Source organism: Allobosea sp. GW821-FHT03A12 (assembly GCF_058986765.1).
In genome coordinates this window covers 606,539-629,577 of the sequence record NZ_JBYSVZ010000004.1, presented here as the reverse complement: position 1 = coordinate 629,577, position 23,039 = coordinate 606,539, and the positions used below count along the sequence as shown (strand labels likewise).

Sequence of the window (23,039 nt, the reverse complement as noted above, 5' to 3'; positions counted from 1 at the left end):
GACGCGATGACGACGGCTGCCGACGCGATCGCGCGTCTGAAGGGAGCGAAACCGAGCGTTGCGGATCTCATCGCGCTGGCCCGCGAGGTCCCGGCGACCGCAGCCGGCCCGGGAGCGATCCTCTATTCCCGCCTCGGCTCGAAGGCGGCGAGGGCTGAGGACGTAGTCGCCGAAGCGCAGGAGGCGACCGGATACGCCCTGATCGACGACACGCCCCGTGCGGCCTTCCTCATGAGCCGCCCATTTCAGCTCGCGCTCGCTCAGGCGTTCGGCCTGACGGGTGTCGACGACGACGAGGTGATCGAGAAACTTCAAACGGGCTCCTGGCTGCCGGCGACCGATCCGCAAAGGGCAACCGCGATGGCGGCGAACGAGCTGCTCTACGGGGTCGAGGGCGATGCCAAGTCGCTGCAGGATTCGTTCTGGGGCGATGCCTCGCGTGAGTTCGCCGAGAGCCTCGAGGGACCGGTCCACGTCATGCTGATGATGGGCCAGCCGGTCCAGAAGGTGTTCTGGGCCGTCGAGTTGCCGACGGTGATGGCTGCAGCCGCTGCCGGCAAGCTTGCACCGAACGCGACCATCAACGGTATTCCGGTGGCATCGCTGCCGCCGAACCGGGATGCCGCCTTCGCGGTGCTTACCGCGTCGGCGGACAGGAACGCCAAGGCCTTCATGAGCAGCGCGGCGGTGACCGCGGCTGCAGCCGGTGGTGCTGGAGCCGGGGGTGGCGGCGGTGGCGGGGGAGGAGGCGGAGGTGGGGGAGGCGGCGCCGGTCGCCCCGCGGCCCGCATTCTCGATCCCGTCATCCATCCGCTGCCCGGCATGCTGACGCCAGGGCCGGGAAGCTTCAACGTGGTCATCGGTAGCAAGCCCGCCTGGCGCGGCGTTCCGGCCGCCGCCGCGGCGGGGATCCAGTCCGCCAAGGCAACCTCGGACGCAGCGATCGCAACTGCAGAGGCGGCGACGGTGGCTGCCGCCCCAACGCCAGGCGCGGCCGCCGCAAAGACTGCGGAGGAGGGTGTCAAGGCGACGGCCGCTACCACTATGGGCTCGACGATCACGAGCGCTGCCGGCGGCGCCGACATTCATATGTGTGCGACGCCGCTGCCGATCCCGCCGCATGGGCCGGGCGTGGTGATCGACGGCTCGCAGACCGTGCTGGTCAACGGCCTGCCGCTTTGCCGCATGGGCGACACGATCATCGAGGCGGTCGGGCCGCCGAACAAGATCGCCATGGGCGAGCCGACCGTGCTGATCGGCGGCTGAGATGGGGCGTCGCCGTTCTCCCGACCGGGCCGTGGCCGCGCAGGAGCGCTTCCGCTTGCTGCGGGTCCAGCGCTTCTCATCCGACACCGAGCAGGCGCTCTGGCACGGGCGCTCGCGCAATACCCGGGTCGCCAAGGTCTTGGTCTACATGGCGGCGATCCGGATGCCCGACCGGCCGGGCCTGCCGCTGACGCCCAATCCGAGCGTGACCTGCAAGGGCGCCGAGCAGCAGTTCTTCAGCGCCTCCGGCGACAACCAGGCGGCACATCTGCTGCCGGGGCAGATCCTGATCGACAACACCTATCCCTGGCTCTTCCTGCAGGGCGAGCCGGCGCGGCTGCTGCAGAATGAGTTCGCCTATGTCGATCCGATCCACGCCAACTACAACGCTGCCGACCGGCTGGCTGAGCGCAACGGCATGATCGATGCCTTCGCCGTCGCCTGCCGTGCCGTGCTGACCGGCACGGGCGACGCCGAGCGCGACGTCTCCAACGCTTATCATCGCGCCTGGGTGCCGGGTGCGCTTGCGGCGATCGCCGCGGCGGAGAACGAACTGCGCACCGAGCCGCTGCCGCCGCCGCTGGTCTACGGCACAGGCCCCGAGGACTACGGCATGATCCTCAACCTCGAGGAGCGCAGCCAGGCGATGAACGACGAGGAGATCTGGGACAGCTTCGAGCAACTCAGCATGCTCGACTACTATCGCGCCGCCTTCGACGAGACGCCGCGCGAGATCGAGCCGCGCTCCGTCATCTCGGCGCTGAATGCGCTGGTGAATTGAGGGCGGCGCTGCGTTGCCTCATGGCGCCATGCGACGCTTTGCCGGCGGTGCAGTGGCGACGATCAGCCCGGCTGCGACGATCACCGCGATCCCGGCCCAGGTCATCGGCGAGGGCAGGTCGCCGAACAGGATAAAGCCCAGCGCCGTCGCGCCGATCAGTTCGAGATAGACCAGGGGCGAGAGCGTCGCGACCGGCGCCAGGCGGAAGGCGCTGATCGTCATCAGATGGCCGAATGTCGAGACGAGGCCCATCAGCAGGATCAGCAGCAGCCCGTCGCGCGTCGGCGTCGTCCATTGCAGCAGGGCGACGGGCGTCAGCATCAGGACGCCGAGGGTAAGCTGGATCGTCAGCGTCGCGACCGGCAGCCTGTCCTGTGCCGTGAGCCGGGTCATCACCAGATAGCCGGCCATGCAGCCGCCGGAGGCCAGCGCGATCAGCGTGTCGGCGCTGGTCTCCGCACCCGGGCGCACGACGAGGATCGCACCGAGGAAGCCGAGAACGACAGCCAGCAGCTTTCGCCGGTCGAGCCGCTCGCGCAGGACAAATGTAGCGAGCAGCGTCGCTGCGATCGGGGCGATGAAATAGGCGCCGAGCGCATCGGCCAGCGGGATGCGCGCGATCGCCGCGAAATAGAGCGCCATCGCCGCGACGAGGAAGGCAGCCCGCAGGATCTGCGAAAGCCAATGTCGGCCGGGCCGCGGCGGCGCGGGGGATGGAGTCCGGCCGCGCTGGATCATGGCAACCGGCAGGATGAAGCCGAGCGCGGCGACATAGCGCGCCCAGGTCAAGAACACCGGCGAGTGGGCGCCGCTGAGATATTTCGCGATCGCATCGGCGGCCGGAACGATCAGCATCGCCACGGCCATGAGCGCGATGCCGAGCGCCTCGCTGCGCGGTTTGTCGGGCGCCTGATCGGGGGAAGGAAGCATGGCGCCGACCCTATCTGATTCCGCCCGGCGGCGGCGTCGCCGTTAACGCTTTCGCAGCCTCGGTAAATCCGGATTAACTCTCCGGCGTGTCTTCCAACGTCAGCTGCCCCAACGATATTGACGTGAACAAGAAGAGAACTAAACTGAACATATAGAGAACATTGGAGATCGGACATGGTGATTGCCCGCAAGCTGATGGCCGGAGCCGTGGAGTTCCTGGCGCTCGCTCTCTTCGTCGGAATGATCTGGGTCTGGGCTGCGCTCGCCTCGGGACCGCATGTCTGAGTGGCCTCTCATGGTCGCAGTCGAGCGCCATCGCGACGGCATCCACAGCCTCGCAGATGGACCGGCTCGACCGGGGAGGGGTGGCGCGCAATAAGCGGTTCGGAGCATGCTCCTGGGATCAGGAATCGGCGCAGGTCCTCTCGCTCGGCTTAGTGGCTGAATGGAAGACGCGCCGGAGGGCGCGATGACCGACCGCAAAGACGATACACAGGTTCAGGACGAGGTCGGCTTCGTCCACCTCCATGTCCATTCGAGCTATTCGCTGCTCGAGGGCGCGATCCAGGTCGGCTCGCTCGCCAAGCTTGCGGCCGGCGACGGCCAGCCGGCCATGGCGCTGACCGACACCAACAACCTGTTCGGCGCGCTCGAATTCTCCGAGAAGCTGGCGGGTTCCGGCATCCAGCCGATCGCCGGCGTGCAGCTCTCGGTCGATTTCGCCGATGAGGACACGGGCGGGCGCAAGCCGGTCCAGAGCGTGACGCCGCATGTCGTGCTGCTGGCGACCAGCGAAGCCGGCTACGGCAATCTGATGAAGCTGGTGACGGAAGCCTGCCTCGCCGCCGCCGGCGGGAGCCCGGTCGCAAGCATCGACCATCTCGCGGCCTTCCACAGCGACGTCATCGCCCTGACCGGCGGGGCGGGCGGGCCGCTCGACCTCGCCTTGCGTGCCGGCCAGCCGGCTCAGGCGGAAGCGCGCCTGAAGCGCCTGCAGGCGATCTTCGGCGACCGGCTCTATGTCGAGATCCAGCGCCATGAGCGCGAGGACGGGCCGGCGGTCGAGGCCGGACTGCTCCGGCTGGCCTATGACAACGACCTGCCGATCGTCGCGACCAACGAGCCCTTCTTCGGCAAGCCGGCCGATTTCGAGGCGCATGACGCGCTGCTCGCCGTGGCGGCAGGTCGGCTGCTCTCGGATGGCGAGAGGCGGCGGGTGTCACCCGCGCATTTCTTCGCCGGCCGCGAGGAGATGAAGCGGCGCTTCGCCGATCTGCCGGAGGCGCTCGCGTCCACCGTCGAGATCGCCCGACGCTGCTCCTGGCGCGTCGGCACGCGCAAGCCGATCCTGCCGCGCTTCGGCGAGGAGGGGCGGGACGAAGCGGATGAGCTGGAGAGCCAGGCGAAGGCCGGGCTCGAAGCACGGCTGGCCAAGCATGGACCAGCCGCCGGGTTCACCGTTGAGGACTATGAAAAGCGGCTCGCCTTCGAGCTCTCGATCATTACCCGGATGAAATTCCCGGGCTATTTCCTGATCGTCGCCGACTTCATCAAATGGGCGAAGGAACAGGACATCCCGGTCGGGCCGGGCCGCGGCTCTGGCGCTGGCTCGCTCGTCGCCTATGCGCTGACGATCACCGACGTCGATCCGCTGCGCTTCGGCCTGCTGTTCGAGCGCTTTCTCAATCCCGACCGCGTCTCGATGCCGGACTTCGACATCGACTTCTGCCAGTACCGGCGTGAAGAGGTGATCGAGTACGTCAAGCATCGCTATGGCGAGGAGCGCGTCGCCCAGATCATCACCTTCGGCACCTTGCAGGCGCGCGGCGTGCTGCGCGACGTCGGCCGCGTGCTGGAGATGCCCTACGGCCAGGTCGACAAGCTGACCAAGCTGGTGCCGCAGAATCCGGCCAAGCCGATCACGCTGCCGGAAGCGATCGCCGGCGAGCCCAAGCTGCAGGAGGCGGCGGCCGAGGAGCCGGTCGTCGGGCGCCTGCTCGAAATCGCCCAGAAGCTCGAAGGCCTGCACCGCCACGCCTCGACCCACGCCGCCGGCGTCGTCATTGGCGACCGGCCGCTGGAGCAGCTCGTCGCGCTCTCGGTCGATCCGCGTACCGGCATGCGCGTCACCCAGTTCAACATGAAATGGGTCGAGCAGGCTGGGCTGGTGAAGTTCGACTTCCTCGGCCTGAAGACGCTGACGACGCTGACCATCGCGGTGCAATTGATCGCCCAGCGCGGCATTGCGGTCGACCTGGCGCAATTGCCCTTCGACGACCCGAAGACCTACGAGATGCTGGCACGCGGCGAAACGGTCGGCGTGTTCCAGGTGGAATCGGTCGGCATGCGCAAGGCGCTGGTCGAGATGAAGGCCGACCGAATCGAGGACCTGATCGCGCTGGTGGCGCTCTATCGCCCCGGCCCGATGGACAACATCCCGACCTATTGCCGCCGCAAGCTCGGGCTGGAGGAGCCGACCTATCTCCATCCCGGCATGGAGCCGTTCCTGTCCGAGACGCATGGCATCATCGTCTATCAGGAACAGGTGATGCAGGTGGCGCAGGCGCTGTCGGGCTATTCGCTCGGCGAAGCCGACCTGCTGCGCCGCGCCATGGGCAAGAAGATCAAGGCCGAGATGGACGCCCAGCGCGACCGTTTCGTGAAGGGCGCGATCGAGGCTGGCCTGAAGAAGGACCTAGCCTCCGAGATCTTCGACCTCCTGGCGAAGTTCGCCGACTACGGCTTCAACAAGAGCCACGCGGCCGCCTACGCCGTCGTCGCCTTCCAGACCGCCTATCTCAAGGCCAACTACCCGGTCGAGTTCATGGCGGCGTCGATGACGCTGGACATCGGCAACACCGACAAGCTCTCGGAATTCCGGCGTGAGTCCGAGCGCCTCGGCATCAAGGTCGAGCGGCCCTCGATCAATCGCTCCGGCGTCGATTTCGACGTCGCCGACGGCGCGATCCGCTATGCGCTCGGCGCGATCAAGGGCGTCGGCCGGGCGGCGGTCGAATCGATCGTCGCGGCGCGGACCAAGGAAGGCCCGTTCCGCGATCTCGCCGATTTCGCCCGAAGGATCGATACGCGTCTGGTCAACCGGCGCACGATCGAGGCGCTGATCTCGGCCGGCACGCTCGACGAGATCGAGCCGGAGCGGGCCAAGGCGATGGCGGCGGTCGACGGCATGCTGGCGCTGTCGAACCGCATTCGCGACGAGGCAGCGGCCGGGCAGCTCGACATGCTCGGCAGCGGCGGGAACGCCGAAGCCTTCCGGATCCCGCCCTTCGAGCCCTGGGCGCCGGCCGAGCGGCTGAAGCGCGAGCACGAGGCGGTCGGCTTCTTCCTCTCCGGCCACCCGCTCGACGAATACGAGCATGTGCTGAAGCGCCTGCGGGTGCAGAGCTATGCCGATTTCGCCCGCGCTGTCCGCGCCAGCGGCACCTCGATCGCCAAGGTCGCGGCCTCCGTCATCGACCGGTCGGAGCGGCGGACCAAGTCCGGCAACAAGATGGGCATCGTCCAGCTCTCCGATCCGACCGGCCAGTTCGAGGCGATCCTGTTTTCGGAAGGGCTGCAGCGCTATCGCGAGCTGCTTGAGCCTGGCGCAGCGCTGGTGATCAGGCTCTCGGCCGTGCTCGATGGCGAGGAGGTCCGCCCGCGCATCGAGGATGTCGAGCGGCTCGACGAGCTCGCCGGCCGGCAGAAGCAGGATCTTTGCATCTTCCTGCGCGACGACAAGGCATTGTCCTCGATCGCCGAGCGGGTGAAGCCGCGCGACGGCGTGCGCTCCGTTGGCAAGATCTCGCTGGTGATGATCCTCGACGACGGCGCCCAGGAGATCGAGATCGAATTGCCGGGGCGCTATCCGGTCAACCAGCAGCTCGCCAATGCCGTGCGCGCCGCGCCGGGGGTGGTCAACGTCGAGCTGCGCTGACCGGCCTCGGCTGCGCAGAGCCTTGCGCTGCCGGCGGCCAAGGCATCAGAGTGCCCGCAGACAATGACAGTCTCCGGGGGGACGATGAAGCAATACGTCGCGCGCATTCCGATGAGTCTTGCCGTGCCCGAGGCGATGCACTGGGCGATCAAGGACGTGCTCGAGGGCGAGTACGAATGCGGCTATGACGGTGTCGGTCTCGATATCCTCGACATCGGCGCCAATGTCGGCTCCTTCGCGCTCTGGGCGAGTGCCCGCTGGCCGGGCAGCACCGTGACCTCCTACGAGCCGCATCCCGGCACCTACGAGCTCCTGAAACGCAACACCGACCGGCGCCGCGACATCGTCACGGTCAATGCGGCGCTGTTTCCCGGTGGTCAGACGACCGCGACCTTCCTCAGCCGCTTTGCCGGCGACGGCGAATCGGGCCTCGCTTCCTATGCCGGCGACACCTTCGTCGCAGGGGCGATGGTCGAGCGCTACGAGGTCACGGTGGTCGATCCGGCGAGCCTGCCTTCGGCGGATATCGTCAAGATCGACATCGAGGGCGGCGAGGGTGATGTGCTCGACCATCTCGATCTGTCGAAGACCTCGCTGGTGCTGCTCGAATACCAGAACCGCAAGAATCGCCTGCAATTGGAGGAGCGGCTTAAAGCGGATTTCGAGCTGATCGACACGGTCGAGCACATCTGGGACCCGCTGCTCGAACAGCGCTGCTACCGGCCCGATCTCGCCGGCGACGTCTATGGCCGCATGTTCGCCGCCCGCAAGGGCATCACCCGGATGACGCGGACCGCCACCTAGAGCATTTCCGCGTTTCTCCGAATCGCGGAAATGCTCTAGCTCTTTGTTTTATCGCATTTTCTTTACGCGAACCGGTGCCCACTTCGCTCGAAAATGCTCTGGTGAGGGCAAGCCCGTGATCGATGCCAGGACCGCGCTGATCGTCGTCGACGTCCAGAATGATTTCTGTCCCGGCGGCGGCCTGGCGGTCGCTGGCGGCGACGAGATCGTTCCGCTCGTCAACGAACTCGGCAAGCGTTTCGCCACGGTCGTGCTGACGCAGGACTGGCACCCGGCCGGGCATTCCTCCTTCGCGTCGAGCCATCCCGGCAAGGGGCCGTTCGAGACGGTCGCCATGCCCTATGGCACGCAGGTGCTCTGGCCGGATCATTGCGTCCAGGGCAGCGCGGGGGCGGCCTTCCATCCCGGTCTCGACCTCAGCATGGCGCAGGCAATCATCCGCAAGGGCTGCCGCCGCGAGGTCGACAGCTATTCCGGCTTCGTCGAGGCCGACCGCACCACGCCGACCGGGCTCGGCGGCTATCTCAAGGAGCGCGGCATCGCTCGCGTCGCGGTCGTCGGCCTCGCCACCGATTTCTGCGTCAACTGGACGGCGCAGGATGCGGCCCGCCACGGCTTCGAGACGGTTATCGTCGAGGAGGCCTGCCGCGCGATCGACCTTGACGGCTCGCTCGAACGCGCCTGGGCGGAGATGACCACGCTTGGCGTCAGGCGGGTCGGGCTCGCCGATCTGAGCGGCTGAGCGATGTCGCGTTCGGAGCGCCTGCTCGACCTCGTCCAGGTGCTGCGCCGGCATCGCCGGCCGGTCAGTGGCCGGAAGCTAGCCGAGGAGACCGGCGTCAGCATCCGCACGCTCTATCGCGATATCGCGACCTTGCAGGGGCAGGGCGCCCCGATCGAGGGCGAGCCCGGGCTCGGCTATGTGCTGAAGCCCGGCTTCATGCTGCCGCCCTTGATGTTCGACGAGGACGAGATCGAGGCGCTGGTGCTCGGCTCGCGCTGGGTCGCCGGCCGGGCCGATGACCGGCTTGCGGGGGCGGCCCGAAACGCCATGGCCAAGATCGTCGCGGTGCTGCCGCCCGATCTGCGTGACAAGGCCGATGCCTCGGCGCTACTCGTCGGTCCCGGCGCCAGGATCGCTGCCACGTCCAGCGTCGATCTCGGCCTGATCCGCAAGGCGATCCGCGCTGAACGCAAGCTGGCGCTGAGCTATCAGGACGGCAAGACGGCGGCGACGCAGCGGCTGGTCTGGCCGTTCGCGCTCGGCTTCTTCGACCATGTCCGCGTCGTTGTCGCCTGGTGCGAATTGCGCAACGATTTCCGCCATTTCCGGGCCGACCGCATCGCGCAGGCCGAATTGGTCGATGTCCGCTATCCGCGCCGCCGCCAGGCGTTGCTCAAGCAATGGCGCGAGCGCGAGGGGATTCCATCACCGGCTTGAGATACACTGCCGGAAATTGGCAGCATCAGCAGCGATTATGCGCGCATCCCCAACCGGAGATGACCCCGATGCTCGATGCCAATTTCATCATCCTCTATGTCGACAGCCCCGAAGCCAGCGCCCGCTTCTATGCCGATCTGATCGGTCAGGCTCCGCTGGAGGCCTCGCCGACCTTCGCCATGTTCGCGCTGCCGTCGGGGGCGCGGCTCGGCTTGTGGTCGCGCCATACCGTCGAGCCGGGCGCGCAGGCGGCCGGAGGCGGCGGCGAGATCGCCATGGTGGTCGGCAGCGGCGAGGCGGTCGATGCGACCCATGCCGACTGGCAGCGGCGTGGTCTTGCGATCCTGCAGGCGCCGACAGATCTCGATTTCGGCCGTACCTTCGTCGCGACCGATCCGGATGGCCACCGCCTGCGCGTCTTCCACCCGTTCGAGGGCTAGGGACTTACCGCGCCAGAGCGCGGATCTGGACCTGGACCCGATCGCGGCCGAGCCGCTTCGAGCGATAGAGCGCTTCGTCCGCGTGCTGGAGCAAGGTTTCCAGTTCGTCGCTGGCAGCATCGCCCTCGGCGACGCCGATGCTGAGCGTCGGCTGCCGGAGGGGAGCGCCGTCCCAATCGAAAAGCGCCCGCGCGAAGGCGGTGCGGATCCGGTTGGCGACGGGCACCGCGTCCTTGGCGCTCATATGCGGGAGGAGGGCGACGAATTCGTCGCCGCCATGGCGCGCCAGGATGTCGCTGGCGCGCAGCTCGCTGCGGGCCGCCTCGGCGAAGAGCTGCAGGATGCGGTCGCCGGCGGCGTGGCCATGCGTGTCGTTCAGGCTCTTGAAATGGTCGATGTCGATCAGCAGCAGGGTCAGCCGGCCCGGGCGCCTGCCCGCATCCGCCGCGATCTGGGTCATGGCGCGCTCCAGGCCGCTGCGGTTCATCGCGCCAGTGAGCGGATCGTGCTGGGCGATCGTGACCAGCCTGTTGCGGCTGCGTTCGGCGGCGAGCAGCAGGAGCGCGCTGCCGCGCAGGATCAGGAAGGCGGTGCCGGTGGCCGTGAGCCACTGACTGGTGTTGTCGGTCGGGAACATCTCCGTTCCGAGGCGCCCGGTGGCGGCCAGATAGCCGCGGATGGCGAACAGGACCACGGTCGGTGCGAACAGCGCCGCCAGGATCGCGCCGGAGACCAACTGCTCGCGCCGCCACAGGAGCAAGCCTTCCCGGACCAGCAACACATCACAAACCATGACCAGGACGGCGATGAGAACGACCCGCTTGGCAAAGCCTTCGGGCTCGTTCCACAGGAACAGCGGGACGGCGGCGGCGGCGATCGCGAGCAGATAGAGCAGCGGCCGGGCAGGGCGCCCGGCGAAGCTCCTCACCCCGAACAGGATGAGCAGATAGCCGGTCCAGCTGACCGTATTGGCGAGCGGGATCGAGATGATGTCCGGGATGCTGCCCCGCAGGCCGACGCCGATCAGGCCGAGGCCGATCAGGATGTTGCTCAGCCCCCACCAGAGCGGCCAGCGTTCGAAGCGGCCGGTGGCATAGGCGGACAACTGCACGAAGCCGAGAATCACGCAGGTGAGAGCCCCTGCCAGATAGATCGTCCTCAGATCGAGCAACACGTCCCGCCAGTTCAAGTCGACTCACCGATCCTGCTAGCAGATCGGCGTGAACGTTTTGCCAATGAGATGCCGGGCATCCGTGTGATCAGGACATCTGCTCAGGCGACGATTACCTCGATCTTGACGATGCGTTTTCGGCGAAACGGCATCAGGCTTTCACAAATGCGGTTCGCTTTCGCCGTGCCCGAGTTGTCCTGTCGCGTCCTTGTCGCGTCCGGCAGGAAGGCTATTTTGGCGCTGGGGAAGCGGGGCTTGCATCTGCGGATGCGTTCAACCTGAGAGAGATTGTCATGCTGCTTTCCTTCAAGCGTTTCAGCGCGCTCGCCGCGTTTGCGGTCCTGTCCTGCGGCTCGTCCTTCGCCCAAAGCCAGGCCGACCAGCTTGCGATGGCCTATCAGGCCGGCCGCAACCAGCTCGGAATCCTGAGCTACTGTGCCGAGAAGGGCCATGTCGGCGCAGATGTCGTCGCGATCCAGGCCAAGGTACTGGCCCTGATTCCGCCTCCGGCCGACAAGAGCGCCGGCGACACCGCCGAGGCGGCCGGCAAGAAGGGCACGATCGCGATGATGGGCGTGACCCAGGACCTGGAAACGATCGCCAAGGCGCAGGGCGGCACCGCCGCGGCCTATTGCAAGCAGATCGGCGACGTCGTGCAGAAGGCTGCAGCCTCGCTGCCGAAGTGACATCGACGCGGCCTGCGCCTGCCAGATATTGGCAGGGCATGGCTTGACCTGAACTTTGGTTGAGGCCGTATCGACCCGGCTCCTGCATCTACATCAAGGGAGCCGGGCATGCCCGATCAGCCTGTCGTCAACATCAGCGTCATCACACCGAAGCCGGAACACTTCGCCGAGTTCATGGAGCTTCAGCTTGCCCAGCATCGTGCCGTGCGCGGCAAGGTCGAGGGGCTGATCGGCGGGCGCCTGTTCCGCTCGCGCGAGGATCGCGACGTCGTCCTGGTGACGATGTTCGAATCCGAGGAGGCGGCGCTGCGCTTTGCCCGCGACGAGCGTCTCACCAGTCATCTGGCGCGCGTGCGCCCCTTGCTGGAACGTGCCGTGCCGGGAGCGTATGACGTCGCTTATGAGGTCGGCTCGCTCTGACGAGCCGACTGCAAGCCTTGCAATTGCGCGCCATCGCGTGTATGGCGCGCCTCATTCCACATGGGAAGCATCACCTCGACACCGAGGCGTTCCGGTGACTGGCCAGTTCATGGCCGGCTCATTCGCTCCCCAGAGGCTCAACCGGAAGGACAAGAATACCATGGCTCTGCCTGATTTCTCCATGCGTCAGCTGCTCGAGGCCGGCGCCCACTTCGGCCACCAGGCTCACCGCTGGAACCCGAAGATGTCGCCGTTCATCTACGGCACGCGCAATAACATCCACATCCTCGACCTGTCGCAGTCGGTGCCGATGCTCTCGCGCGCCCTGCAGGCGGTCAGCGACACCGTCGCCCGCGGCGGCCGCGTCCTCTTCGTCGGCACCAAGCGCCAGGCGCAGGACGCCATCGCCGACGCCGCCAAGCGCTCGGCCCAGTACTATGTCAACTCCCGCTGGCTGGGCGGCATGCTGACCAACTGGAAGACCATCTCGGCCTCGATCCAGCGCCTGCGCAAGGTCGACGAGCTGCTCTCCGGCGGCGGCTCCGGCCTGACCAAGAAGGAGCGCCTGATGCTGGCGCGCGAGCGCGACAAGCTCGAGAAGGCGCTCGGCGGCATCAAGGACATGGGCGGCACGCCCGACATGATCTTCGTGATCGACACCAACAAGGAGCAGCTGGCGATCAAGGAGGCTCAGCGCCTCGGCATCCCGGTCGCCGCCATCGTCGACTCGAACTCGGATCCGGACGGCATCACCTTCCCGGTCCCGGCCAATGACGACGCCGGCCGCGCCATCCAGCTCTATTGCGACCTGATCGCCCGTTCGGCCATCGACGGCATCTCGCGCGCCTCGGGCGACAGCGGCATCGATCTCGGCGCCGCCGAAGCCCCGGTCGTCGAGACCGCGCTCGCCGAGCCGGCTGCTGACTCGGTCGCGGCCTTCGAGCTGCTGACCGCGCCGCGCGGCGCGCCGGACGACTTCATGAAGCTCTCGGGCATGGGCCCGGAGATCGTTCAGAAGCTCAATGACGGCGGCATCTTCCACTTCTGGCAGCTCGCTGCCATGAGCCCGGCCGATGTCAGCAAGGTCGATCACGATCTGAAGCTTGCCGGCCGCATCGAGAGCCAGGGCTGGGTTGCCCAGGCCCGCGATCTCGCCGACGCCTGATAATCCGGATTGCGGCGCGTCATCGGCGCGTCGCACTTCGATACCTGACTAAGCCCAAGCAACGCCGACGCCGGAAACGGGCCGTCGGCGTTTGCCAATGGGGACGGATTTGGATTAGCGGCGCGCCACCGGGCGCAGGCCGCAAGATAAGCAAGGACGACGCAAATGGCTGCGATCACCGCCGGCATGGTGAAGGAACTCCGCGACAAGACCGGCGCGGGCATGATGGACTGCAAGGCCGCGCTCTCGGCCACCGACGGCAACATGGAAGCCGCCATCGACTGGCTGCGCGCCAAGGGCCTGTCCAAGGCCGCCAAGAAGGCCGGTCGCGTTGCCGCCGAAGGCCTCGTCGCCGTCGCCGTGCGCGGCCATAGCGGCGTCGTGGTCGAGGTCAACTCCGAGACCGACTTCGTCGCCCGCAACCTCGAATTCCAGGCGCTGGCCCGGACCATCGCCGATGTCTCGCTCGAGCGCGGCGGCGACGTCGAGGCTCTGGCCGCCCATCACTATCCGGGCGGCGGCACCGTCGCCGACGCGATCGCCAACGCCATCGCCACGATCGGCGAGAACATGACGCTGCGCCGCGTCGCGCAGGTCTCGGTCTCCTCGGGCGTGATCGGTTCCTATGTCCACGGCGCGATCGCCGACGGCCTCGGCAAGATCGGCGTCATCGTCGGCCTGGAGACCAGCGGCAAGGGCGACGAGCTCGCCGCGATGGGCCGCCAGCTCGCCATGCACATCGCCGCGACCAACCCGGTTGCGCTCGACCTCGCCTCCGTCGATCCGGCTGTGCTGGAGCGCGAGAAGGCGATTCTGGCCGAGAAGAACGCCGGCAAGCCCGAGCACGTCCTCGCCAAGATCGTCGAGAGCGGCCTGAAGAGCTACGCCAAGGAATATTGCCTGCTCGACCAGGCCTATATCCATGACGGCTCGAAGTCGGTCGCCCAGGTGCTGAAGGAGGCCGAAGGCAAGGTCGGCGGCCCGCTCAAGATCACCGGTTTCGCCCGCTTCGCGCTGGGCGAGGGCATCGAGAAGGAAGAGACCGACTTCGCGGCCGAGGTCGCGGCGGCCGGCGGCACCACGGGCTGACAAGCTCGTTGATAGCGTTCAGAAAGGCCGCGCCTCGCGCGGCCTTTTTTGTAAGTAGAGAAGGTCGGCCTACCGATTCGGTTGGGTCGTACGATGTGGCGCAAGCAGTGGAGAGCCCCGATGAGACCTAAACGCGTTCTCGTGAAGCTCTCCGGCGAAGCCCTTGCCGGACCTCAAGGAAACGGTCTCGACGGCGCTACGCTCACCGCGCTTGCCGCCGACATCGCCCATGCCTCGCGCGAGGGGGTCGAGATCGGCATCGTGGTCGGCGGCGGCAATTTCTTCCGCGGCGTCCAGGGGCTCACCAAGGGGCTCGACCGTACCAGCGCCGACTCGATCGGCATGCTGGGCACGGTGATGAATGCGCTCGCGCTCGAACATGCGATCGAGAGCGCCGGCGCCCCGGCGCGTGCCATGTCGGCGGTGCCGATGCCGTCGCTCTGCGAGAGCTATGCCCGCAAGCGGGCGCTCGACCATCTCACCAACGGCAAGGTCGTCATCCTTGGCGGTGGTACCGGCAATCCCTATTTCACCACCGACACGGGCGCAGCCTTGCGCGCGGCCGAGCTTGATTGCAGCCATCTCCTCAAAGCGACGCAGGTCGATGGCGTCTATTCGGCCGATCCGAAGACGGATCCGAGCGCGACCCGCTACGACACGCTGACCCATGAGGACGCGATCAAGCGCGACCTCAAGGTGATGGACACCGCCGCCTTCGCGCTCGCGCGCGACGCGGCGCTCACCATCGTCGTCTTCTCGATCGCAGCGCCCGGCATGCTCGCGGCCGTGCTGCGCGGCGAGGGCAGGGCGACCTACGTCACGCCGTGACGCTCAATAGCTCGGCCAGTTGCCGGGCGTCATGATCTCGAGCAGATGGCCGTCGGGGTCGCGGAAATAGATGCTGGTGCCGCCGCGATTCCAGCGCATGCGGCCTTCGATCTCGACGCCCTGCCGGCCGAGCTGCGTCTCCCATGCGGCGAGTTCGTTGGCGTCGACGGCAAAGCAGATGTGCAGCGGGCCATGGCCGTCATGCGGCGGGATGTTGCCACGCTCCGAGACCTGTGTCTCGACCGAGGCGCCGCGCAGGAACAGCAGCAGGACGTTCTGGCCGCCGATGTCATAGGCGAACAGCGTCCTGGTCCTGAGCATGGACGAGAGCTCCAGCGTCCCCTCATAGAACGCCGCGGCGCGGTCGAGGTCGTCGACATAGAGCGCGGTTTCGACGATGCGGTTCAGCCGGGGCATGGGATGTTCTCCTTGCAGGGCCGGGACCGTTCGTGCGGCCCTAGCTTGAGCTAGGATCTGTCCCCGGCCTTGGCCAGCACTCAGCGATCGTGCCGGCCATGCAAAAAGCCGGGGAGCTCCGATTCCGCTTGCGGACTCGTCGGGGAAAATGCTGTTGACGCATAAATCCTTGACCCTGGGGCGGGCGCTCGCCATGGTCGCGCGCATTTCCGGCTCCACTCGGCCGGTTTCGACAAGGTTTTGAAGACGATGGCCCAAACCACTTTCGATCTCGCCGATCTCAATCGCCGCATGGACGGCGGCGTGCAGAAGTTCAAGAGCGACCTGGCTTCGCTTCGCACCGGCCGCGCCTCGGCCAATGTGCTCGATCCGATCACGGTCGAGGCCTATGGCGCGCGCACGCCGCTGAGCCAGCTCGCCACCGTCAGTGTGCCGGAGCCGCGCCTGCTCTCGGTCCAGGTCTGGGACCGCAGCATGGTCCAGGCCGTCGAGAAGGCGATCCGCGAATCCGACCTCGGCCTCAATCCCCAGACCGAGGGGCAGGTGCTGCGCATCCGCATCCCCGAGCTCAACGAGCAGCGCCGCAAGGAGATGGTCAAGGTCGCGCACAAATATGCCGAGGACGCCAAGGTGGCGGTCCGGCATGTGCGCCGCGACGGCATGGACCTGATCAAGAAGCTGGAGAAAGACGGGCACATGCCCAAGGACGACGTCACCAAGCAGACCGACCTCGTCCAGAAGGCGACCGACAAGCATATCGGTGAGATCGACCAGGCGCTCGCCGCCAAGGAAAAGGAAATCCTGCACGTCTAAAGTGCGTGGCAGGGCGCCGTCCTGTATCATCGGTGCATGAACGTTCGGCCCAAAAGAGGCATTCGATGTCAGACGGCGCGCGCCCGGCAGTTCCCGCCCATGTCGCCATCATCATGGACGGCAATGGCCGCTGGGCGCAGATGCGTGGGCTGCCGCGACAGGAAGGGCATCGGCGCGGCCTGGAAGCGCTGCGGCGCACCGTCCGCAACGCCGCCGATCTCGGCATCCGCGTCCTGACGCTCTACTCCTTCTCGACCGAGAACTGGCGCCGGCCGATCACCGAAGTCTCGTTCCTGATGGGGCTGCTGCGCCGCTTCGTCGAGAACGATCTCGCCGAGCTGAACGAAGCCGGCGTGCGCGTGCGGATCATCGGCAACCGCGAGAACCTCCCGCCCGACCTGCGCGGGCTCGTGGAGCGGGCCGAGACGATGACCGAAGGCAATACCGGTCTCACTCTGGTCGTCGCCTTCAACTACGGCTCGCGCGACGAGATCGCGCGCGTCGCCCGGCACCTGGCGCAGGAGGTGGCTGCCGGCCGGCTCGCCCCCGAGGCGATCGACGAGACGATGCTCTCGTCGCATTTCGATACCGGCGAGTTGCCCGATCCGGATCTGGTGATCCGGACATCGGGCGAGACCCGCATCTCGAACTTCCTGCTCTGGCAGGCGGCCTATGCCGAATTCATCTTCACGCCGGTGCTCTGGCCGGATTTCGACCGCAAGGCGCTGGAGGAGGCGCTGGCCGAATTCCACCGCCGCGAGCGCCGCTATGGCGGGGTCGGGCAGCCGGCCGAAGCCAAGATGGGGGTCGCGTGAATGCGGCCGGCGCCGGCACGGGCGCATCCGAGCTTCGCCTGCGGGTCATCTCGGCGCTGGTGCTCGCGGCCGTCATCCTGGGCGTCACCTTGTTCGGTGGCTGGCCGTTCCGCCTGATCTGGACCGCCGTCGCCGGCCTCGTCGCCTATGAATGGCTCGCCATGGTCAGCCGCAGGAATGCGGTTGCGGTCGGCATCGGCGTCGGCTTGGCCGGGCTCGCGCTCAGCTTCCTCCACTTGAGCGGCGCGGCGCTCGCGGGCGTGTCGGCTTTGGCCGGACTGATCGCCGCGATCGTGACGACGCAGGCCGGCAATCAGCGCCTGCTCGAAGCGTGCGGCGTCGCCTATGCGCTCTGCTTCGCGCTGGTGACGCCGGCGCTGCGCGAGGTGCCCGAGCTCGGGCTCGCCTTGATCATCTGGACCTTCGCGGTGGTCTGGCTCACCGACATCGCCGCCTATTTCACCGGCCGGGCGCTGGGCGGGCCGAAGCTCCTGCCGAGCGTCAGCCCGAAGAAGACCTGGTCCGGCGCGCTTGGCGGCGCACTGGCCGGGACCCTGTGCGGGACGGCGGTCTGGGCCTGGTTCTTCCCGGGGCTGCCCTCGGGCCTCTGGCCGGTGCTCGCCGTCTCGCTCATGGCATCCGTCGCCAGCCAGGCCGGAGACCTGTTCGAATCGTCGATCAAGCGGCGCTTCGGCGCCAAGGATTCGAGCCAGCTGATTCCGGGCCATGGCGGCTTCCTCGACCGGCTCGACGGCTATTGGGCCGTGCTGGTCTTCGCCGGCCTGCTGCTTTATCTGGCGCGCCTGGGAAACTGATCACCTTATGCGCCGCACCGTCACCATATTGGGAGCCACCGGCTCCATCGGCCGCTCGACGCGCGCCGTCATCGCCGAGAATCCGGAGCGGTTGCAGGTCGCTGCGGTGGTCGCCGGCCGCGATGCCGTGGGGCTGGCTCGCATCGCCCGCGAGACCGGCGCAAGCTTTGCCGCGATCGCCGATGAAGGGCAGGGCGAAGAGCTTGCCGCAGCACTCGCCGGCAGCGGCATTCGCCACGGCGCCGGCCGGGAGGCGGTGCTCGAAGCGGTCTCGCGCGACAGCGATATCGTGGTCAGCGCCATTTCCGGGGCAGCGGGGCTGGAGGCGACCTTCGCGGCGCTGACGCCGGATCGGGTCGTCGCGCTCGCCAACAAGGAGAGCCTGGTCTGCGCCGGCGCTGCGGTGATGGCGCGGGCGAAGGCAGCCGGCACCCGCATCCTGCCGCTCGATTCCGAACACAACGCTTTGTTCCAGGTGCTGGGAGCCGAGCCGATCTCGGCGATCCGCACGATGACGCTGACTGCCTCCGGCGGGCCCTTCCGAACCTGGCCGGCGGAGAAGATCGCCGCCGCCACCCCCGAGCAGGCGCTGGCCCATCCGAACTATGCGATGGGCGCCAAGATCACGATCGACTCGGCCAGCATGATGAACAAGGGGCTGGAGCTGATCGAGGCCTCCTTCCTGTTCGGGCTCGGCGCCGACCAGCTCGAGGTGCTGGTCCACCCGCAGCAGATCGTGCACGGGCTCGTCACCTTCCGCGACGGCTCGGTCAGCGCCGGCATGGCGGTGCCGGACATGCGCGTCGCGGCCGCCCATTGCCTCGGCGTCGACGGCCGGCTTGATGCGCCGCAAAACCGCTTCCTCGATCTGGTCGCAGCCGGCCCGCTCGCCTTCGAACGTCCCGATCTCGGCCGCTTCCCGGCGCTGCGCCTCGCCATGGCGGCGCTCACGGAAGGGGGAGCCATGCCGGCTGTGCTGAACGCCGCCAACGAGATCGCCGTCCAGGCCTTTCTCGACCGCCGCATCGCCTTCCCTGCGATTCCCGCTTTGGTCGAGGCCGTCTGCGAGCAGTTGGCCGGCGCCTTGCCGTCGCCACCTTCCGACGTCACGGAGGCGCTCGTCGTTGACCACGATGCGAGAAACCGGACCCACACGCTCTTGTCCGGGGGCCGCTTCACTGTCACTTAGTGACTGAAGCTTGGAGAGTTTTATGGATATCGTCGGATCGGTCTGGCACGCGGCGAGCTTCCTGCTGGGCTATCTGCTGCCATTCCTGTTCGTTCTCACCCTCGTCGTGTTCGTGCATGAGCTCGGCCACTTCCTGGTCGGGCGTTGGTGCGGCGTCGATGTGAAGACCTTCTCGATCGGATTCGGCCGCGAGCTGTTCGGCTTCAACGACCGGCACGGCACGCGGTGGCGCTTCGCGGTGATTCCGCTTGGCGGCTACGTCAAGTTTTCAGGCGATGCGGACGCCGCCAGCTCCACCGACGGCGACGCGCTGGCGGGCATGAGCCGCGAGGAGCGCGAGCGATCCTTCCCGGCGCAGTCGATCGCGGAACGTGCGGCGATCGTCGCCGCGGGGCCGATCGCCAATTTCCTGCTCGCCATCCTGATCTTCGGCGGAACGGCTTATTTTCTCGGCAAGCCGGTGCTGGCGCCTCGCGTCGATGCCGTCACGGTCGGCGGGGCCGCGGCACGCGCCGGGCTGCAGTCGGGCGACCTCATCCAGCTGGTCGACGGCCGCGAGGTCAAGAGCTTCGCCGATCTGCAGCGTGCGATCTCGATCCGGCCAGGCGAAACCTTCCCGATCACGGTCGAGCGTGGCGGCACGGCCGTCGTCCTCTCGGTGACCCCGGACCTGGTCGAGACCTCCTCGCCGCTGGGCAAGCAGCGGCTCGGGATCATCGGAGTCCAGGCCTCGGCGAAGCCAGAGGACTGGACGACCCAGCATTTCAGCCTGGGCCAATCCGTCATGCTCGGCCTGAGCGAGACCTGGTTCGTGGTCGAGCGGACCTATGACTACATCGCCAAGCTGATCAAGGGGAAGGAATCGACCGACCAGTTGTCGGGGCCGATCCGCATTGCCCAGGTCTCGGGCATGGTCGCCTCCAGCGGCGGCCTGCTGGCGCTGATCAATCTGGCGGCGCTGCTCTCGGTCTCGATCGGATTGATGAATCTGTTCCCGGTGCCGATGCTGGATGGCGGGCACCTGCTGTTCTATGCGATCGAGGCGGTGCGCGGGAAACCGCTGAGCGAGCGCGCGCAGGAGCTCGGTTTCCGGGTCGGACTCGGGCTCGTGCTGATGCTGATGCTGTTCGTGACCTGGAACGATCTCGTCCACGTCCGCTCACTGCTGTGAGCCCATGTAAGCCTGGTGCAAGCCAGCTTGCGCCAGGCTGACATGATTGGCGGCCAAGGCTGCCCGCGTCGATGGATTGTGGCTTTTTATGGCCTGTTTTCGTGGGCCTGGCCGGTTTTTCGACTGGCGCGCGTGACCTACCAGCAACGACCGCCGCAAAAATCTTTTGTTAACGACAATGGCGGTTTGCACCCCGCAGGAAACTTTGTAGAAGCGTTTGGTCTTCAATGTCGCCAAGCCTCGCCCGTAGCGGGGCTCCCCGTTCGCGGGGTGGTGACCCAAAGAATGGAATAGGCGACCCGATGACGTCGACGCTTCAGAGCCGGTCCTTGCGCATGCGGCTCTCTCGATCAGTCGGACTTGCGGCCGTCATGGTGGCCGTCAGCGGTGGCGTGGTGTTCGCGCAGTCCGTGATTGTCCAAGGCAACCGTCGTGTCGATGCGGAGACGATCCGCTCCTATGCGACAGGGCAGGGCTCGAACAGCCCGCAGGAGATTCGCCAGAATCTCATGGCGACGGGCCTGTTCTCCAATGTTCAGGTCAGCCGCCGCGGCGCGCAGACCGTCGTCTCCGTCCAGGAAAACGACTCGATCAACCGCGTCGCCTTCGAGGGCAATCGCCGCCTGAAGAGCGACGTGCTGCTCGGCCAGGTCCAGTCCAAGGCGCGGGGCCCGCTGAGCCAGCAGCTCATCGACGCCGACGTCGAGCGTCTCAAGGACGTCTATCGCCGCGCCGGCTACGGTCTGGCTACGGTCAGCGGTCGCATCCAGCCGCTGCCGAACGGCCGTTCGGACGTGGTCTTCACCATCTCCGAGAGCGGCAAGACGGGCATCAAGTCGATCAATTTCACCGGCAACGGCGTCTATTCGTCGTCGCGCCTGCGTGGCTTGATGACCTCGACCGAGTCGAACTTCCTGAGCTGGATCAAGACCTCCGACGTCTATGACCCCGACCGGATCAATTCCGACCTTGAGCTGATTCGCCGCTACTACCTGAAGAACGGCTATGCCGACTTCCGCATCGTCTCGAGCGATGCGCGCTTCGACGATGCGGCCGGCGGCTGGGTCGTCGACGTTACCGTCGACGAGGGGCCGCAATACAAGGTTGGCAACGTCACGGTCGATTCCCGGCTGCGCGACGTCGATCCGGCTGCGCTCCAGTCGCTCGTGAATACCTCTGCCGGCGATACCTACAACGCCGAGGCCGTCGAGCGCTCGCTGGTCACCCTGACCACCGAGGTGGCCAAGCGCGGCTATGCCTTCGCGCAGGTTCGCCCGCGCGGCGAGCGGGACGCGGCCGGCCAGCAGATCGGCATCACCTATGTGGTCGAGGAAGGTCCGCGGGTCTATGTCGAGCGCATCAATGTGCGCGGCAACACCCGCACCCGCGACTATGTCGTCCGCCGTGAGCTCGATCTCGGCGAAGGCGATGCCTACAACAAGGTCTTCATCGACCGCGCCGAGCGTCGCCTGAACAATCTCGGCTTCTTCAACAAGGTTCGCATTACCAACGAGCCGGGCAGCGCGCCCGACCGCGTGGTCGTCAACATCGACGTCGAGGACAAGGCGACCGGCTCGTTCTCGATCGCGGGCGGCTACTCGACCTCGGACGGCATCATCGGCGAGGTCTCGCTGTCGGAGTCGAACTTCCTCGGTCGCGGCCAGTTCGTCCGTATCGCCGGCACGATGGGCCAGCGGACCCAGGGCATCGACTTCTCGTTCACCGAGCCGTATTTCCTCGGCCATCGGATCGCAGCGGGCTTCGACCTGTTCTCGAAGTTCAACGACAACACCAATATCGGCTATTTCGAGAGCCGGGTGACGGGCGGTCAGGTTCGTTTCTCCTTCCCGATCACGGAAGAGTTCTCGATCACGCCGCGCTATTCGATCTACACGACCGAGATCAAGATTCCGAACACCTATTCGAAGCCGTATAACGACTGTACTTTCCCGCTCGACGGCATCACGCCCGGAACGCCTGGCGGGTCGGCCGCCTCGCAGACCTTCAGCTGCTTGACGAACGGCGAAGCGACGGTCGCGGTCAAGGAGGCCCAGGGCTCGACCCTGACCTCGCTGGTCGGCCTGAACTTCAATTACAATTCGCTCGACAACTACCAGAACCCGCGCAACGGCTTCGTCGCCGAGCTCAAGCCGGAATTCGCTGGTGTCGGCGGCGATTCGAAGTTCCTGCGCGTCAGCGCCGATGCCCGCTACTACAAGGAGTTCCTCGAGGACTTCGTCGGCATCGCCCGTCTCCAGGGCGGTCACGTCCAGGCTACGAGCGGCGATCTGCGCATGATCGACCACTACTTCCTCGGACCGACGCTGGTGCGCGGCTTCGCGCCGTCCGGCATCGGCCCGCGTGACCTGCGCAACGATCCGACCGCGAACGCGCTCGGCGGCACCACCTATTTCGGTGGTTCGCTCGAAGTGCAGTTCCCGATCTTCGGATTGCCGCGCGATCTCGGTCTGAAGGGCGCGATCTTCGCCGACGCCGGTACGCTGTTCAACTATGACGGTGGCCGCAAGGTCGCCGGCAACTTCTGCCCGGCGGGCAGCGAGGCGCGGCAGTTCAACGTCTCGATCGACCAGACCTACGGCCTGCCGTTCCAGAACAACATCGCCTGCGTGCGTGACAAGAACGTGCTGCGCTCCTCGGTCGGCGTGAGCTTGCTCTGGCAGTCGCCGCTCGGCCCGATCCGCTTCGACTACGCCTATGCGCTGTCGAAGGATGACGGCCAGTTCGGCACCGATCCGGTTACCGGCCTCACCGGCAAGTTCGGCGGCGACCGGGTCCAGGCCTTCCGCTTCTCGGGCGGCGCCCGCTTCTGACCGGCGGGGCGCTTCCCGCGCCCCGCAACG

At 66.9% G+C, this 23,039-nt stretch carries 21 protein-coding genes; 18 read left to right on the top strand and 3 right to left on the bottom strand.

The genetic code is table 11. The features are described from left to right. The first annotated feature begins 6 nt into the window (after positions 1–6). Both AC3WLC_RS17260 and AC3WLC_RS17255 read left to right on the top strand, forming a co-directional pair. Positions 7–1,266, top strand: coding sequence for a PAAR domain-containing protein (locus AC3WLC_RS17260; protein WP_493685130.1), 1,260 nt, complete (start codon positions 7–9; stop codon positions 1,264–1,266). Positions 1,267–1,297: 31 nt separating this feature from the next. Next, positions 1,298–2,047, top strand: a complete 750-nt coding sequence (locus AC3WLC_RS17255; RefSeq protein WP_493685129.1) for a hypothetical protein — start codon at positions 1,298–1,300, stop codon at positions 2,045–2,047. An 18-nt stretch (positions 2,048–2,065) separates the two neighbouring features. On the opposite strand, the gene AC3WLC_RS17250 is transcribed toward AC3WLC_RS17255, so the two are convergent. After that, entirely contained in the window at positions 2,066–2,977 is a 912-nt protein-coding gene (locus tag AC3WLC_RS17250) for a DMT family transporter (protein WP_493685128.1), read from the bottom strand. Between the two features lie 469 nt (positions 2,978–3,446). Between AC3WLC_RS17250 and dnaE the strand changes: the two genes are divergently transcribed. The 5 genes from dnaE to AC3WLC_RS17225 all read left to right on the top strand — a co-directional run bounded on the left by dnaE (position 3,447) and on the right by AC3WLC_RS17225 (position 9,599). Beyond that, entirely contained in the window at positions 3,447–6,914 is a 3,468-nt protein-coding gene (dnaE, locus tag AC3WLC_RS17245) for a DNA polymerase III subunit alpha (RefSeq protein ID WP_493685127.1), read from the top strand. An 84-nt stretch (positions 6,915–6,998) separates the two neighbouring features. Beyond that, on the top strand, positions 6,999–7,718 hold the full coding sequence (locus AC3WLC_RS17240) for an FkbM family methyltransferase (RefSeq protein ID WP_493685126.1): 720 nt from the start codon (positions 6,999–7,001) through the stop codon (positions 7,716–7,718). Positions 7,719–7,833: 115 nt separating this feature from the next. Then, entirely contained in the window at positions 7,834–8,460 is a 627-nt protein-coding gene (pncA, locus tag AC3WLC_RS17235; RefSeq protein WP_493685125.1) for a bifunctional nicotinamidase/pyrazinamidase, read from the top strand. Positions 8,461–8,463: 3 nt separating this feature from the next. After that, positions 8,464–9,159 carry a helix-turn-helix transcriptional regulator gene (locus AC3WLC_RS17230; protein ID WP_493685124.1) on the top strand — a complete coding sequence of 232 codons (696 nt, stop codon included), beginning with the start codon at positions 8,464–8,466 and terminating at the stop codon, positions 9,157–9,159. Between the two features lie 68 nt (positions 9,160–9,227). Continuing rightward, a complete protein-coding gene (locus tag AC3WLC_RS17225) occupies positions 9,228–9,599 on the top strand; it encodes a VOC family protein (protein WP_493685123.1) in 372 nt (123 codons plus the stop codon). Between the two features lie 4 nt (positions 9,600–9,603). Here AC3WLC_RS17225 and AC3WLC_RS17220 read toward each other — a convergent pair whose 3' ends face one another. Beyond that, on the bottom strand, positions 9,604–10,788 hold the full coding sequence (locus AC3WLC_RS17220) for a GGDEF domain-containing protein (RefSeq protein ID WP_493685122.1): 1,185 nt from the start codon (positions 10,786–10,788) through the stop codon (positions 9,604–9,606). Positions 10,789–11,063: 275 nt separating this feature from the next. Between AC3WLC_RS17220 and AC3WLC_RS17215 the strand changes: the two genes are divergently transcribed. The 5 genes from AC3WLC_RS17215 (at position 11,064) to pyrH (ending at position 14,958) form a co-directional block, all read left to right on the top strand. After that, positions 11,064–11,456, top strand: a complete 393-nt coding sequence (locus AC3WLC_RS17215) for a pore-forming ESAT-6 family protein (protein WP_493685121.1) — start codon at positions 11,064–11,066, stop codon at positions 11,454–11,456. Between the two features lie 108 nt (positions 11,457–11,564). Further along, the gene (locus AC3WLC_RS17210; protein ID WP_493685120.1) at positions 11,565–11,876 is read left to right on the top strand and encodes a putative quinol monooxygenase; all 312 of its coding nucleotides are present in this window, start codon (positions 11,565–11,567) and stop codon (positions 11,874–11,876) included. Between the two features lie 160 nt (positions 11,877–12,036). Further along, positions 12,037–13,041: a 30S ribosomal protein S2 gene (locus tag AC3WLC_RS17205; RefSeq protein WP_493685119.1), complete on the top strand. Its 1,005-nt coding sequence runs from the start codon at positions 12,037–12,039 to the stop codon at positions 13,039–13,041. 165 nt (positions 13,042–13,206) lie between these two features. After that, positions 13,207–14,130 (top strand): translation elongation factor Ts, encoded by a 924-nt coding sequence (gene tsf / locus AC3WLC_RS17200; RefSeq protein ID WP_346362751.1) that lies wholly within the window; start codon positions 13,207–13,209, stop codon positions 14,128–14,130. A 120-nt stretch (positions 14,131–14,250) separates the two neighbouring features. Further along, entirely contained in the window at positions 14,251–14,958 is a 708-nt protein-coding gene (pyrH, locus tag AC3WLC_RS17195; RefSeq protein ID WP_493685118.1) for a UMP kinase, read from the top strand. 3 nt (positions 14,959–14,961) lie between these two features. On the opposite strand, the gene AC3WLC_RS17190 is transcribed toward pyrH, so the two are convergent. Beyond that, on the bottom strand, positions 14,962–15,375 hold the full coding sequence (locus AC3WLC_RS17190) for a VOC family protein (RefSeq protein WP_493685117.1): 414 nt from the start codon (positions 15,373–15,375) through the stop codon (positions 14,962–14,964). Between the two features lie 249 nt (positions 15,376–15,624). On the opposite strand from AC3WLC_RS17190, the gene frr reads away from it, so the two are divergent. From frr to bamA, 6 genes are all read left to right on the top strand, one after another. Continuing rightward, entirely contained in the window at positions 15,625–16,188 is a 564-nt protein-coding gene (gene frr, locus AC3WLC_RS17185; protein WP_092154115.1) for a ribosome recycling factor, read from the top strand. A 32-nt stretch (positions 16,189–16,220) separates the two neighbouring features. Then, positions 16,221–17,003, top strand: coding sequence for an isoprenyl transferase (locus AC3WLC_RS17180; RefSeq protein ID WP_493685116.1), 783 nt, complete (start codon positions 16,221–16,223; stop codon positions 17,001–17,003). Further along, the gene (locus AC3WLC_RS17175) at positions 17,000–17,818 is read left to right on the top strand and encodes a phosphatidate cytidylyltransferase (protein WP_493685115.1); all 819 of its coding nucleotides are present in this window, start codon (positions 17,000–17,002) and stop codon (positions 17,816–17,818) included. The genes AC3WLC_RS17180 and AC3WLC_RS17175 overlap by 4 nt, the downstream gene beginning before the upstream one ends. A 7-nt stretch (positions 17,819–17,825) precedes the next feature. Beyond that, the gene (gene dxr, locus AC3WLC_RS17170) at positions 17,826–19,007 is read left to right on the top strand and encodes a 1-deoxy-D-xylulose-5-phosphate reductoisomerase (protein ID WP_493685114.1); all 1,182 of its coding nucleotides are present in this window, start codon (positions 17,826–17,828) and stop codon (positions 19,005–19,007) included. Between the two features lie 22 nt (positions 19,008–19,029). Continuing rightward, complete coding sequence (gene rseP, locus AC3WLC_RS17165; protein WP_493685113.1) at positions 19,030–20,178, top strand: RIP metalloprotease RseP; 1,149 nt, start codon at positions 19,030–19,032, stop codon at positions 20,176–20,178. Between the two features lie 302 nt (positions 20,179–20,480). After that, entirely contained in the window at positions 20,481–23,009 is a 2,529-nt protein-coding gene (bamA, locus tag AC3WLC_RS17160; protein WP_493685112.1) for an outer membrane protein assembly factor BamA, read from the top strand. Positions 23,010–23,039: the final 30 nt, after the last annotated feature.